Below are 13,635 nucleotides of genomic sequence, written 5' to 3'. Positions count from 1 at the left end.
TCCGCGCCGGGATGGCCCCTCATACACGCTCGGGGGCGCGAGGCAAGGGCGGATGGCCGTGGACCGCGGGGTTGTGCGGTTTTCCCGCCGGTTCCCCGCACCGGCCTGCGTCGGACATTGTGCTTTCGCGATGCGCAAGCTAAGGCGGGCGCCGACCGGACGGCGGAGCGGTCATCAGCGGAAACTGGCGGAACTGGCGGAGACATCATGAGCAGGGCATTCGTTTTTCCCGGGCAGGGTGCGCAGACCATCGGCATGGGCGAGGCGCTGGCGGAGAGCTATGCCGCCGCGCGTGCCGTGTTCGAGGAAGTGGACGAAGCCCTTGGCGAACGGCTCAGCGCGCTGATCTGGCAGGGCGATATTGACGAACTGACGCTTACGCGCAACGCGCAGCCGGCGCTGATGGCGACATCGCTCGCCGCCATGCGGGCGCTCGAAGCCGAGGGTGTCACGATCGCGGATGCGGCCTTTGTCGCCGGTCATTCACTCGGTGAATATTCGGCGCTCGCGGCCGCCGGCGCGATCAGCCTGGCCGATACCGCGCGTCTGCTGCGGCTGCGCGGGCAGGCCATGCAGGAGGCGGTGCCGGTCGGCGACGGGGCGATGGCGGCGATCCTGGGGCTTGATCTCGGGGCGGTGCGCGAGATCGCGCAAGAGGCGGCGGGCGATGGTGTCTGTGCCGCCGCGAACGACAACGACCCGGCGCAGGTCGTGGTTTCGGGCGATCGCGCGGCGGTCGAGCGTGCCGCGGATCTCGCCAGGGAAAAAGGTGCGAAACGGGCGGTCATGCTGCCGGTCAGCGCCCCGTTCCATTGTGCATTGATGGAGCCCGCGGCACGGGCGATGCAGGAGGCGCTGGCCGGTATCACGATCCAGGCGCCGGCAGTGCCTTTGGTGGCCAATGTGCGCGCCGCGCCGGTCAGCGACCCCGAGGAAATCCGCGCGCTGCTGGTGGAGCAGGTCACGGGCGCGGTGCGCTGGCGCGAAAGCGTGCTGGCGATGAAGGCGGCCGGTGTCGATGAAATCTGGGAGATCGGTGCCGGCAAGGCGCTTTCGGGCATGATCCGCCGCATCGACCGCAGCATCGCGACCCGGAACATGGGCACGCCGGCAGAGATTATAGAGGCAGCCGCAAGCCGCGGCTGACAGGTTGCAAGTCAGGAGACGAGAGATGTTTGATCTGACGGGAAAGTCGGCGCTCGTTACCGGTGCGTCCGGCGGGATCGGCGGCGAGATCGCCCGCGCGCTGCATGGCGCGGGCGCGAATGTCGGGCTTTCGGGAACGCGGCGGGAGCCGCTCGAGAGCCTCGCGGCGGAGCTGGGCGAGCGGGCGCATGTGCTGCCCTGCAACCTGTCCGACCCGGACGCGGTCGAGGCGCTTCCCCGCCAGGCGGTCGAGGCCATGGGCGGCGTCGACATCCTGGTGAACAACGCCGGCATCACCCGTGACAACCTGTTCATGCGCATGGCGGACGAGGAATGGCAGAACGTGATCGACGTCAATCTGACGGCGGCGTTCCGGCTGTGCCGGGGTGTGCTGCGCGGGATGATGAAGGCCCGCTGGGGGCGGATCGTGAACGTGTCGAGCGTGGTCGGCGCGATCGGCAACCCGGGCCAGAGCAACTATGCCGCCGCCAAGGCCGCGCTCGGCGGGATGGGAAAATCGCTCGCGCACGAGGTCGCGACCCGCGGCATCACCGTCAACATGGTTGCGCCGGGTTTCGTTTCGACCGCCATGACCGAAAAGCTGAACGACGAGCAGCGGGCGACGATTCTGGCCAAGGTGCCCGCCGGGCGCATGGGCACGCCGCAGGAAATCGCCGCCGCCGTGCTTTATCTTTCGAGCCCCGAAGCGGCCTATGTGACCGGCGCCACGCTGCATGTGAACGGCGGCATGGCGATGCTCTGAACCGGTGCCGGCAGCAGGAACAGGCTTGCGGCAGGCGGGCGAATCTGATGCCATGGCACCCGTCATTGCCATTGACGGCGCCTCTGCCCCGCGCCGCCCGAGACGGCGGAACCGGGGCGCAACAGACTGCGGTGAAAGCGTTTGCCATCGGGAAGGACTGTGCTATTAGGCAGCCGGTATACGCGAGCGGGCCGCAGGTGCCGCCATTCCACGCCCGGACACCCGGGATCACCGGCCCGGTTCGGGCGAAGACTTGGGCCAGAGGCCCGCAAAGGAACGAGGAACTGAAATGAGCGATGTCGCAGACCGCGTAAAGAAGATCGTTGTTGAGCATCTGGGCGTTGAAGAGGACAAGGTGACCGAAAGCGCCTCGTTCATCGACGATCTGGGGGCGGACAGCCTCGACACGGTGGAACTCGTCATGGCCTTCGAAGAAGAGTTCGGGATCGAGATTCCCGACGACGCGGCCGAGACGATCCAGACGGTCGGCGACGCGGTGAAGTTCATCAGCGAAGCATCCTGATCCTTCCCGCCGGAGGCGGATTGCAGACGGCGCTTTCCCGCAGAACCGGGCAGGCGCCGTTTTTCATTTCACGGCACCCCTGCCGGGCGGCGGATATGATCCGTGTCCGAATCAGAGGGCTGCCGTAACGGGCCAATATTTCTGTTCTGAAACCGACGCTTCCGGTGCTGAAACCGGAAGCCGGTGGGATATTGCTGCGGCGCATGCTAGACTTCGGCCGACCGGCAATGATCAGGAGCAGACCGATGAGACTCTATCCAACCCTCCAGCTGCACAAGGGCCGCTGCGCGCTGCTGCCAAAGGGGGATCTGAGGGATCCGGTCATTCATGACGACGATCCGCTGGAGCTTGCCGCGAGCTTTGCGCGCGCCGGGGCCGAATGGATGCATGTGACCGATCTCGACGGCGCGGCGGGCGAGGGCAACAATGCCGAGTTGATCGAGGAGATCATCCGCGTCGCCGGCATCCCGGTGCAGCTTGGCGGCGGGATCCGCAGCCGCGAAAGCGTCGATTACTGGCTGGAGCGCGGCGTCGGGCGGGTCGTGCTGGGCAGCTGGCCGGTCTGGGAGCCGCAAATGGTGCGCGACCTGGTGAAGTTCCTTCCCGATCAGGTCGTGCTGGCCGTGGATGTGCGCGAGGGCCAGGTCATGATCAACGGCTGGCGCCAGCAAAGCGCCTTTCCGCCCGATCAGTTCATCAGCAGTTTCGACGACCTGCCGCTTGCCGGGATCCTCGTGACCGACATCGACAGCGATGTGGGCGAGATCGACGCGACGCTCGGGCTGATTTCGGGGCTCGCGGCCGGGGCGCGCGCGCCGGTGATTGCAAGCGGCGTGGTGCGGCATATCGACGATGTGGCGCGGCTTGCCCACGATCCGAATATCGCCGGCGCGATCATCGGCCGCGCGCTGCTGCAGCGGACGGTCGATCTGCCGCTTGCGCTTTCGGTGGCCCAGCCCTCGGCAGAGCCGACCGCGGCGCTTCAGTAGCTCCCGCCAGGAGCCCTGCCGGAACGACCGGTGACGCATCCGTGCCATGCTCGCTCTTGCCCCTTTGCCCCCCCGCAGGCTAAGAGCGTCTGATGAGCGGGCATGCCAGGAAGAACAATCGAGAGGGCGGCGGATGCGAAGAGTTGTGGTTACGGGACTGGGGCTGGTGACGCCCCTGGGCACCGGGGTCGAGCACAGCTGGGAGGGAATTCTTGCAGGGCGTTCCGGGGCCGGGACCATCCGGCAGTTCGATCCGAGCCGGCTGGCCACGACCTATGCCTGCGAGGTTCCGCGCGGGGACGGCAGCGACGGCAGCTTCAACGCCGATGACTGGGTCGAACCCAAAGACCAGCGCAAGATCGCGGATTTCATCCTTTACGGGATCGCCGCTGCGGACATGGCGGTGCGGGATGCCCGCTGGACCCCGGAGGCCGAAGAGGACCGGCTGCGCACCGGCGTCATGCTCGGATCGGGGATCGGGGGGCTTGGCTCCATCGCCGACACGGCGATCCTGCTCAAGGAGCGGGGTCCGCGCCGGGTTTCGCCGTTCTTCATCCCCGGGGCGCTGATCAACCTGATTTCGGGCCAGGTCAGCATCCGCTATGGCTTCAAGGGGCCGAACCATGCGGTGGTCACGGCCTGTTCGACCGGCGCCCATGCCATCGGCGATGCAAGCCGGCTGATCCGCTATGGCGATGCCGACGTGATGGTCGCGGGTGGCGCAGAGGCGGCGATTTCGGAAATCGGCATCGCCGGGTTCAACGCCTGCAAGGCGCTCAGCACGAAATTCGGTGACAATCCGCAGGCGGCGAGCCGCCCCTACGATGTGGACCGCGACGGATTCGTGATGGGCGAGGGTGCGGGTGTCGTGGTGCTGGAGGAATATGAACACGCCAAGGCGCGCGGCGCGACGATCTATGCTGAAATTCTGGGTTATGGCCTGTCGGGCGATGCCTATCACGTCACCGCACCGAGCGAGGACGGCGACGGGGCCGAGCGGGCGATGCGCGCGGCGCTCGGGCATGCGGGGCTGGAACCCGGGGCCATCGACTATATCAATGCCCACGGCACCAGCACCATGGCCGACACGATCGAGCTTCGCGCGGTGGAGCGGATGATGGGCGATGCGGCGAAGGATGTCACCATGTCCTCGACCAAGTCGATGACCGGGCATCTGCTTGGCGCGGCGGGCGCGATCGAGGCAATCTTTACGGTGCTTGCGCTGCGCGACCAGGTGGCGCCGCCGACGATCAACCTGGATAATCCGGCGGCGGAAACCGTGGTCGACCTGGCGGCGAATGCGAAGCGCGAGCGGAAGATTGATGTCGCGCTGTCCAACTCGTTCGGCTTTGGCGGCACCAATGCGAGCCTCGTGTTCGGAAAGCCCGCATAATGTGGCGCAGCATCGCCTCGAACATGGTCAGCTTTCTCATCATCGTTTTGCTGGCGATCGGGGGCGTGATCCTCTGGGGCAAGCGGCAATATACGACCGAGGGACCGCTGGCCGAGGCGATCTGCCTGCGGGTGGAGCGCGGCGCGAATATCGCGCGGGTGAGCCGCGATCTGGCCGAGCAGGGCGCGGTGCGCCATCCGAGCATCTTTCGCATCGGCGCGGGCTATACCGAGAAGGCCGACAAGCTGAAGGCGGGCAGCTTCCTGATCCGCCCCGGGGCCTCCATGGACGAGATCATGGACGAGATCACCCGCGGCGGCGCCAGCACCTGCGGAACCGAGATCATCTATCGCGTCGGCGTGAACCACACCCAGACCCGGGTGCGCCAGCTTGATCCGGCCGAGGGCCGGTTCGTGGAACTGGTCGAGTTCGACACCATCAGCGACGAGGCGCCCGAGGAATATGCCGAGCAGCTGAAACAGCCCGACACGCGCTATCGTATCGCGCTGGCCGAAGGGGTGACCAACTGGCAGGTGGTCGAGGCGCTGAAGGCCATCGACATCCTTGAGGGGGAGGTCGGGGAACTCCCGCCCGAAGGGCATCTCGCGCCCGACAGCTATGATGCGGCCCCCGGCATGGAGCGCGCGGCGCTGCTGGACCGGATGCAGCAGCGGCAGGAGTTGCGCATCGCCGCCGCCTGGGAGGGACGGGAAGAGGGGTTGCCCTATGACTCGGCGGACCAGATGCTGATCATGGCCTCGATCATCGAAAAGGAGACCGGGGTGCCGCAGGAGCGCGGGCAGGTGGCCAGCGTCTTTGTCAACCGGCTGGAACGCGGCATGCGGCTGCAGACCGACCCGACGGTGATCTATGGCATCACGAACGGCAAGGGCGTGCTGGGGCGCGGGCTGCGCCAGAGCGAATTGCGCAAGGCGACGCCCTGGAACACCTATGTGATCGAGGGGCTGCCGGAGACGCCGATCGCCAATCCCGGCGTGGCCAGCCTCGAGGCCGCGGTGGCGCCGGAAAAGACCGATTACCTGTTCTTCGTGGCCGACGGGACCGGCGGGCACAGCTTTGCCGCGACGCTTGACGAGCACAACCGCAACGTCGCGAACTGGCGCCGCATCGAGGCCGAATCCGCGGGTGAATGATGCCCGCGTTGCGCATCGCTCTGCTTAAGGTTGCGTTTTCGCTTGACTTTTCGCGCGCTGCCGCGTAAGGATCATGACATGCTAGGAGAGGTGGCAAACGGCCGCGGACAAGGTTCGCCGGCCGTTTTTCATTTTTCTCGTGCGGGGGCAATTTTCGCATGAGGGCATGAGCAGACATGACTTTACTGACCCCGGAGGAGCGAATCCGGCGCACGGCGGAACTGCTGGCGTCGCTGGAGGATTCGGTTCGCAATCTGCGCTGGCAGGCGGAAGATCTGAGCAGGCGGATCAGGGCGGGGGGAGACGCGGATATCGTCAATGGAACCCGGCAGGTGGCGGCGCTCGAAGCGTTGATCCGCACCTGTCTGAAAGTGGAGGCAAGCCTTGTCGAGCAACAGCACAGGCAGGCGGGAATCGCGCAGGGGGGCTATGCGCTCGACCTTGAGCGGGCTCGGTTTGAAATCGGGTGCAGGCTGGCTCGCCTGCGCGCCTGTTGCGATCCGGGAGAGGTTTCTGGATGAGATCGGGGAGGGAGGGCATTGCGCCCTCCCTTTTCTTTTCGAGTTCTGGGCGCTGCCGCACCAGATCGCCCCCGAAGGCGACTGGCGGGCCTGGGTGGTCATGGGCGGGCGCGGTGCCGGCAAGACCCGCGCCGGGGCGGAGTGGGTGCGGGCCGAGGTGGAAGGGCCCCGGCCGCTCGATTCTGGCCGGGCGCGGCGGGTGGCGCTGGTCGGGGAGACCTATGATCAGGTGCGCGACGTGATGGTGATGGGCGAGAGCGGCATCATCGCCTGTTCGCCCCCCGATCGCCGCCCGATCTGGAAGGCGAGCGAGCGCAAGCTGGTCTGGCCGAACGGGGCCGAGGCGCAGGCCTATTCGGCACATGACCCCGAGGGCCTTCGGGGGCCGCAGTTCGATGCCGCCTGGGCGGACGAGCTGGCCAAATGGGGCCGGGGCGAGGCGACCTGGGACATGCTGCAGTTCGCGCTGCGCCGGGGCGAGCGACCGCGGGCCTGTGTGACCACCACGCCGCGCAATGTGGGCGTGTTGAAACGGCTGCTGGCCGCGCCCTCGACGGTGCTGACCCATGCGCCGACCGAGGCGAACCGGGCGAATCTGGCGCAATCCTTCCTGACCGAGGTGCGGGCGCGTTATGCCGGCACGCGGCTCGGGCGGCAGGAGCTTGACGGGGTGCTGCTTGCGGATGCGGAAGGGGCGCTCTGGACCACTGCGATGCTGGAGCAGGCGCGGGTCGAGACGGTGCCGGATCTGGACCGTGTCGTCGTTGCGCTTGACCCGGCGGTGAGCGCGGGGGCGGCGGCGGATGAGTGCGGCATCATCGTCGCCGGCGCCTGCACGCAGGGGCCGCCGCAGGACTGGTGCGCCTATGTGCTGGCCGATTGCACGGTGCAGGGGGTCGGGCCGCTCGGCTGGGCGCGGGCCGCGATCGCGGCGATGGAGCGTTTCGGTGCGGCAAGGCTCGTGGCCGAGGTGAACCAGGGCGGGCAACTGGTCGAGGAGGTGCTGCGGCAGGTGGATCCGCTGCTGCCGTTCCGGGCGGTCAGGGCCAGCCGGGGCAAGGCCGCGCGGGCGGAACCCGTAGCGGCGCTTTATGAACAGGGACGGGTGCGCCATGTGGCGGGGCTTGACCTGCTGGAAGAGCAGATGTGCCTCATGACCGCGCGCGGATACGAGGGGCCGGGCTCTCCCGACCGGGTGGATGCGCTGGTCTGGGCGCTGCATGAGCTCGTCATCGCGCCCTCGCGCCGGATTCTGCGGCCGCGTCTGCGTATGCTTTGAGCCCCGTTGCGCAGGCAGCGTGCGGTCGCTTTCCGCGGCCTTAGCAAAGACCTGTCAGAACGGTTCGCGAAGGGCCGGTTGGCGCGTTCGCAAGGTCGCGCTCAGAACAGATGGGAGCAATTGGGATGATATTCGATTTCCTGCGCCGCGGGGCCGATGAGAGCGCGCCCGATGCCAAGGCAAGCGCGACCGGGCCGGTGATCGCCTATACCGGCGCGGGCCGGGTGGCCTGGAGCCCGCGCGACACGGTTTCGCTGACGCGGAGCGGATTTTCCGGCAATCCGGTCGGGTTCCGGTCCGTCAAGCTGATCGCCGAGGCGGCGGCGGCGCTGCCGCTGGTGCTGCAGGATTGCGAGCGCCGTTATGAGCGGCATCCGCTGCTCGGGCTGCTGCGCCAGCCCAATCCGGGGCAGGGGCGGGCCGAGCTTCTGGAGGCGCTGTTCGCGCAGTTGCTGCTGTCCGGCAATGCCTATGTCGAGGCGGTCTTCGGGGACGATCACGTGGTGCCCGCGGAGCTTCATGTGCTGCGCTCGGACCGCATGAGCGTGGTGCCCGGCAGCAACGGCTGGCCTGCGGCCTATGAATATGCCGTGGGCGCGCGCAAGGTGCGTTTCGATGCGGGCGGTCCGGTTTCACCGATCTGTCACATCAAGGCATTTCATCCGCAGGACGATCACTACGGGCTTTCGCCGCTGCAGGCGGCGGCCATGGCGCTTGATGTTCACAACAGCGCAAGCCGCTGGTCGAAGGCGCTGCTCGACAATGCCGCGCGGCCGAGCGGTGCGCTGGTGTTCCGCGGCGGCGAGAGCGGCGACGCCATGAGCGAGGAGCAGTTCCAGCGGTTGTCGGACGAGATTTCGGCGAATTACCAAGGCGCGCGCAATGCGGGGCGGCCGATGGTGCTGGAGGGCGGGCTCGACTGGAAGCCGATGGGATTTTCGCCCAGCGACATGGAGTTTCACAAGACCAAGGAGGCGGCGGCGCGCGAGATCGCGCTCGCCTTCGGGGTGCCGCCGATGCTGATCGGCATCCAGGGCGATGCGACCTATGCCAATTACCAGGAAGCGAACCGGGCCTTTTACCGCCTGACCGTGGTGCCGCTGGCGACGCGGGTGGCGGCGGCGCTGTCGGTATGGCTTGGCCGGTTCGCGGGTGAGACGCTGGAACTGAAGCCCGATCTCGACCAGGTGTCGGCGCAGTTCCTGCACGAGATCGAAACCGCATTGCGCGACGTGTTCCGCGATGCACCGCTCGGCAGCCTGATCGTGCCGCTGCCCGAGGGCTCGGCCGATGACATGGAAAACATGCGCCATGCCTTCCGGGGCCGGCGCGGTTCGACCCTTGTCATCGAGGGCGTGGCGCAGGCGACGGCGGCGGGCATGAACCCGAACATCGGGCAGCACCCGGACCAGCTGTCGCCGCACCTGGACAAAAGCCTTGCCGACAAGCTGCTTGCGGACGCGCGCGGATCGGTCTGGGCGGCGTTCGGCATCCTGCCGGGGCTCATGAACGCCGCGACCACGGGGCCGATGGTGCGCGAGGCGCAGCGGCATCTTGCGCAGCTGACTCTGCAACCCATCGCCGGCCTGATCGCCGAGGAAGCGACCGACAAGCTGGGCGCGGCTGTCAGCCTCGATGTGGTGCGGCCGATGCAAGCCTTCGACCACGGCGGCAAGGCACGGGCCTTCGGCGCGATGCTGCAAGCCTATGCCACCGCCAAGGAAGCCGGGCTTGACGGCGCGACCCTGGAAGACGCGCTCGCGTTCGTGGACTGGCAGGAGGATTGACCGAATAGGGCAAGGATGCGCCCCGCGGCCCCCCGCAAAAGCATCTGGGATTAGACGGCGAGTGCCCGGCGACCGTCATGCCGAAAACCCCGTCATGGCGCGGCCTGTTCACTCCTTATGGCAGGCGCGGCGCAGGTTGGCGCGGGGATGAGAGCCGGGGGCACCGGGATGATGCGCCGGCCCCCGGCCGCAATTGTTAATCAACATGGAAATTTCCGTTGTAGAGAACTCCACATAACTTCGCAGGCTTCACCTATAGATTTGTCAAGCTCTCCCTGATTATCAATCGCTAGCCTTAATGCGGTATCGGCCGCAACATTATCATGCGCAATAATTTTATTCCGCCAGAACTCAAAGTCAGCACTAAACCTAGCATGAACCAGAGTTGATAGCTTTGTCGAATTGATGCCATAGCTACTTCCGAGGGCAACAAATGTTAACCTTGCGACTTCGTATCTGCTTGAAGTATCAGCTAGTTGAGGCGCTCTTCCATGTTTGGTGGCGGCCTCTAACACCTTTGTGTTGAGCAACCCGTTCCGGTAGCTTAGGGCGTATTTGTCCGCTTCCGCTAACATTTCATTAAACGCGCTGCGAAACTCTTGATGAATTCTTACGTTTCTCTCATGCCGTCGATTTGATCTTGCACCTAACAGCGGTAATATTATCCCAGCGATAGCCGCCGCCGAAGTCGTGAGAGTTGTGAGAATTAACGCGATGTCTTGCGCGCTCCAGTCAGTGGCAAAACTCACTTTATCAACCTTACACCAGCTCCGCTCCCGTTCTCAGCGATGAATTCGACGCCGGCGGCCTCGAGAGCAGCTTGTATCTTGCGCAAAGTCACCGCTTGCCCTCCCGAATGGCCGTTCTCGAATCTACTGATAGTCATACTTGACACGCCAGACCTTGTAGCAAGGTCACGAACGCCAAGTCTTAGGGCCGCTCGGGCCATGCGACATTGCTCTGGTGTTATCACTGTATGCAAGCCTGTTGACATGGTATCAATATCTAGTGTATGTTCTCAGTGTAATCAGAACCGACATACTTGACAACGGAGTCTGTCATGCGGAAGCCTGTTCCAGCAGCCATTACCGGCTTGCCTATTGCTCGCCTCTTCGAAATCCACGACTGCCTGACCCTCGCCCTGGACGCGACCGAGCACCCGGCCGGCTATTCCCAATCCGAGCGCGAAGCCCGCAGCTACGTTCGATCGGCACTGCGCAATGTGGGCAAGATGATCGGGGGTGAAGCATGAACCGCCGCACCTTCCTCGCCGCCGCGCCAGCTGCTGCTGCCGGCGGGGTGCTGCCAGCCAGCGCCGAGCCAGAAACACCCGTCATGAAGCTGTTCCGGGAGTGGCAGCGTCTGGAATCTGCCGCTCATGCTGCCGAGGGTGATGAGTATGAACGGCTTCACGACCTTCGCTGGGAAAATGAAAAACGCATGATCCGCGAACCCAGCCGCAGCGCGCTCGATGTGCTTCTCAAGATCACGGCTTGGACAGGGTTCGGCGAGGGGGACTTGGAGCATGACAGCCCATATATCCCGATCATTTGGGAAGAGGCGCGGGCGTTGGTTTCCTAGCCGCCATGCTTACTGCCTCACTGAATAATTGTGCGTGATGCCCGCAATGGCTTGACGCAGGGCTTTGCGGGCGCTACACACAATTGATAAATGAGGTGTCCGACATGGCAACGCTCCCCAAGATGCTTGAACTTATTCAACCGTTCGACGGTCGCGACGATGGCACGTTGCTGCAATTCGGGCGCGTCTTGCGTGAGGCTGGATACATTCCCGCTGGAAAGCGGGGCAGGGGCGCGCCCGATTTAGGTCTGGAACATGCAGCCAATCTGCTGCTTGGAACCTATGGCGCGGCTTCCCCCAAGGATGGGCCGAAAGCGGTCGCGAACCTGCGGACACTGCAAGCCTTCGTGTTCGAGGGCAATTTTCATGAGGGCTGCGAAGTCCTGCGCGACATCATGGAGAAAGAAACCTTTGGGGAAGCCCTTGAGGAATTGATACTTGGTGTTCCCGAAATTCTTACGTCGATTGTGAGGATTATGGATCCCAATTGCCAACTTTCGGATGAAGATGAATGTTCTTGGCGCGAGCGAATTTCGCAGGGCATGGGGCCGGCGGATGTAAAGGTTCGTCTCTATCCGACTTTTGCAAGTATCGCCATCATGCAGGCGCAACGCCCGCTTTGGGAGGCGCAATATATCGTCAATGATGATCGTATAGATGAATACAAGGACGCGATGAATGCTGATCGCAAGTCAATCACTGAATTTAGCATCAGAACACTGGCGGCATACTTCACGGCGCTGATGGATGGTGTGGGCGAATGAGCCAAGTTGTCGTCATATCCCCCGGCGACCTTGAGACGATCATTGAGCGCGCCGTGAGCAAGGCCCTAGGCGCGTCTAAGCGGCCCGAGGCGTGGTTGCCCGTGGCAATTGTCGCGGGTCGCCTGGGCAAGTCTGAAAAGACAATTCGCAATTGGATTAAGGACGGCAGGTTCACCCGCGTTTCTGGCGGTGATGGTTCGCCTTACTTGATTTCATCCTTGGAGGTCGATGAGTTGAGCCGCTCTGCCAGTTCGACACCTGACGCTTCATAGTAGGTCAGCAGCTCATTCAGGTTCTTATGCCCAGTCATGCGCGCCAGATCGAGAATTTCCAACCGCTTCGCCAAGCGGGTGATGGCCTCATGCCGCGTGTCATGGAAATGCAGGTTTTCGATTTTGGCCCGCTTCACGGCGGCGCGAAACACGCTGTCCCGGCTTTCCGCGTCAATCTCGAATGGGTGCTGAGCGGGTTCGGTCCTGTTGCCCCGGACGCTTTCGAGAATTTCCAGCGCCCGTGTGGTCAAGGGAACATCGCGGGCGTGATCGTTCTTTGTCTCGGGCAGGTGGATCACGTTATCGGTGACGTGCCGGTTCTGGATGGCGCGAATTTCACCGGAGCGCATGGCGGTTTCGATGGCGAAAATGAACATCGCGCCGGTTATCTGTTTCTCACTGACCCACGGGTGAGCGGCAAGGCCCAGCACCTCGGTCAGCTTGTCGATTTCATTCTGAAAGACGCGGCGCTTGCGGCGCTTGGCGCGCGGGGGGCGTTTTACCTCTTCCATCGGGTTGATCTTCAGCAAGCCCCATTCCTTCGTCGCGGTGACAAAGACATGCTTGAGCAGGTTCATTTCCCGCGAGACGCTGGCGGGCAGGACGTGGCCCAGGCGCATGTCGCGCCATGCAACCAGATCGGCGGTGGTCACGTCGCCAATGACGTATTCTCCCAGAGGCTTACCATTGACCAGATCGGCAGCGAACCGATTGAGCCGGATCACTTCCCAGCGTTCGCCTTTCTTGCCCTTGGATCGCTCGAGGGCGTAACGATCAAAGACCTGACGCATTGTGTCGCTGCTGGCGGTTCCGGCGGCAAGGCCAACCTCAAATTCACGCGCCCATACCTGAGCGTCGCGCTTGGTCCGGAAGGTCTTCGCCTTGCGGATGGTCTTGCCGTCTACGCGCCGCGCAACCTGCGCCTGCCAACCATGGGCCGTCTTAAGAATCGTCGCCATGCCCAGGATAGTAATCGCATCGTATCTGGGTTGGCAAAGAATGGGTCACGATCCTCCCGCGACCTTCCAAAGCTGGACCAAAACGAGACCAAAGGGAAAACAATGGCAGAACATGCGATATTCTCGGGAAAGTATGGTGCCCCCACACGGACTCGAACCGCGGACCTACTGATTACAAATCAGTTGCTCTACCAGCTGAGCTATAGGGGCAATGGCCGGGCCATTAGCATTCCTTTCTTTACGGCACAAGCTGCAAGGGCCGGCCCGGGCTTTCGACGGTTGCGGAGCGATTATATCCTGACCATATGAATCGGGTTTGACATTGGTGATCGTTTTGGTCAGGTTAGCCGCTGTCCCAGCCACCAAACCTTGGCAGCCCGGAAGTCTCCACATGAACAGGGATCCCATGCTGAACTTTGCCGCATACGCCCGAACCCGACCGTCGACGCACAGCGTGCCGGCGGCGGTGACAGCGGCGGCAGGCGCGACGGATCCGCAAACGCG

13 protein-coding genes, 1 tRNA gene and 1 pseudogene are annotated in these 13,635 nt (G+C 64.2%); 12 read left to right on the top strand and 3 right to left on the bottom strand.

What is annotated here, in order from left to right; all coding sequences use genetic code 11:
- Positions 1–207: 207 nt before the first annotated feature.
- The 9 genes and pseudogenes from fabD to B0B01_RS13375 all read left to right on the top strand — a co-directional run.
- Positions 208–1,146, top strand: coding sequence for an ACP S-malonyltransferase (fabD, locus tag B0B01_RS01545; RefSeq protein WP_076646654.1), 939 nt, complete (start codon positions 208–210; stop codon positions 1,144–1,146).
- A gap of 25 nt (positions 1,147–1,171) precedes the next feature.
- Positions 1,172–1,909: a 3-oxoacyl-[acyl-carrier-protein] reductase gene (gene fabG / locus B0B01_RS01540; RefSeq protein WP_076646651.1), complete on the top strand. Its 738-nt coding sequence runs from the start codon at positions 1,172–1,174 to the stop codon at positions 1,907–1,909.
- A 289-nt stretch (positions 1,910–2,198) separates the two neighbouring features.
- Entirely contained in the window at positions 2,199–2,432 is a 234-nt protein-coding gene (locus B0B01_RS01535) for an acyl carrier protein (RefSeq protein ID WP_076646649.1), read from the top strand.
- Between the two features lie 245 nt (positions 2,433–2,677).
- Positions 2,678–3,421, top strand: coding sequence for a 1-(5-phosphoribosyl)-5-[(5-phosphoribosylamino)methylideneamino]imidazole-4-carboxamide isomerase (locus B0B01_RS01530; protein WP_076646647.1), 744 nt, complete (start codon positions 2,678–2,680; stop codon positions 3,419–3,421).
- Between the two features lie 133 nt (positions 3,422–3,554).
- Positions 3,555–4,814, top strand: a complete 1,260-nt coding sequence (gene fabF, locus B0B01_RS01525; protein WP_076646645.1) for a beta-ketoacyl-ACP synthase II — start codon at positions 3,555–3,557, stop codon at positions 4,812–4,814.
- A complete protein-coding gene (gene mltG, locus B0B01_RS01520; RefSeq protein ID WP_076646643.1) occupies positions 4,814–5,968 on the top strand; it encodes an endolytic transglycosylase MltG in 1,155 nt (384 codons plus the stop codon). The genes fabF and mltG overlap by 1 nt, the downstream gene beginning before the upstream one ends.
- Positions 5,969–6,144: 176 nt before the next feature.
- Positions 6,145–6,489, top strand: coding sequence for a hypothetical protein (locus B0B01_RS01515; RefSeq protein WP_076646641.1), 345 nt, complete (start codon positions 6,145–6,147; stop codon positions 6,487–6,489).
- Positions 6,398–7,768: a DNA-packaging protein gene (locus B0B01_RS01510; protein ID WP_143733001.1), complete on the top strand. Its 1,371-nt coding sequence runs from the start codon at positions 6,398–6,400 to the stop codon at positions 7,766–7,768. Before B0B01_RS01515 ends, B0B01_RS01510 begins: the two co-directional genes overlap by 92 nt.
- 125 nt (positions 7,769–7,893) lie before the next feature.
- Positions 7,894–8,964 (top strand): annotated as a pseudogene (locus tag B0B01_RS13375) (phage portal protein); the annotation flags it as partial.
- A 791-nt stretch (positions 8,965–9,755) separates the two neighbouring features.
- Here B0B01_RS13375 and B0B01_RS12990 read toward each other — a convergent pair.
- On the bottom strand, positions 9,756–10,304 hold the full coding sequence (locus B0B01_RS12990) for a hypothetical protein (RefSeq protein WP_143733000.1): 549 nt from the start codon (positions 10,302–10,304) through the stop codon (positions 9,756–9,758).
- 311 nt (positions 10,305–10,615) lie between these two features.
- Between B0B01_RS12990 and B0B01_RS01495 the strand changes: the two genes are divergently transcribed.
- The 3 genes from B0B01_RS01495 to B0B01_RS01485 all read left to right on the top strand — a co-directional run bounded on the left by B0B01_RS01495 (position 10,616) and on the right by B0B01_RS01485 (position 11,900).
- Positions 10,616–10,807, top strand: a complete 192-nt coding sequence (locus tag B0B01_RS01495) for a hypothetical protein (RefSeq protein ID WP_076646637.1) — start codon at positions 10,616–10,618, stop codon at positions 10,805–10,807.
- Complete coding sequence (locus B0B01_RS01490; RefSeq protein WP_076646635.1) at positions 10,804–11,136, top strand: hypothetical protein; 333 nt, start codon at positions 10,804–10,806, stop codon at positions 11,134–11,136. The genes B0B01_RS01495 and B0B01_RS01490 overlap by 4 nt, the downstream gene beginning before the upstream one ends.
- 104 nt (positions 11,137–11,240) lie before the next feature.
- Entirely contained in the window at positions 11,241–11,900 is a 660-nt protein-coding gene (locus tag B0B01_RS01485) for a hypothetical protein (RefSeq protein ID WP_076646633.1), read from the top strand.
- Positions 11,901–12,102: 202 nt separating this feature from the next.
- Here B0B01_RS01485 and B0B01_RS01480 read toward each other — a convergent pair whose 3' ends face one another.
- Together B0B01_RS01480 and B0B01_RS01475 are read right to left on the bottom strand one after the other, a co-directional pair.
- Entirely contained in the window at positions 12,103–13,131 is a 1,029-nt protein-coding gene (locus B0B01_RS01480; protein WP_076646631.1) for a site-specific integrase, read from the bottom strand.
- 134 nt (positions 13,132–13,265) lie between these two features.
- Positions 13,266–13,341 (bottom strand) — tRNA-Thr (locus B0B01_RS01475).
- Between the last annotated feature and the right edge of the window lie 294 nt (positions 13,342–13,635).

It is taken from the genome of Pontibaca methylaminivorans (genome assembly GCF_900156525.1).
GTDB classification, from domain to species: Bacteria; Pseudomonadota; Alphaproteobacteria; order Rhodobacterales; family Rhodobacteraceae; genus Pontibaca; species Pontibaca methylaminivorans.
This window is presented reverse-complemented; position numbering and strand designations above follow the sequence as displayed.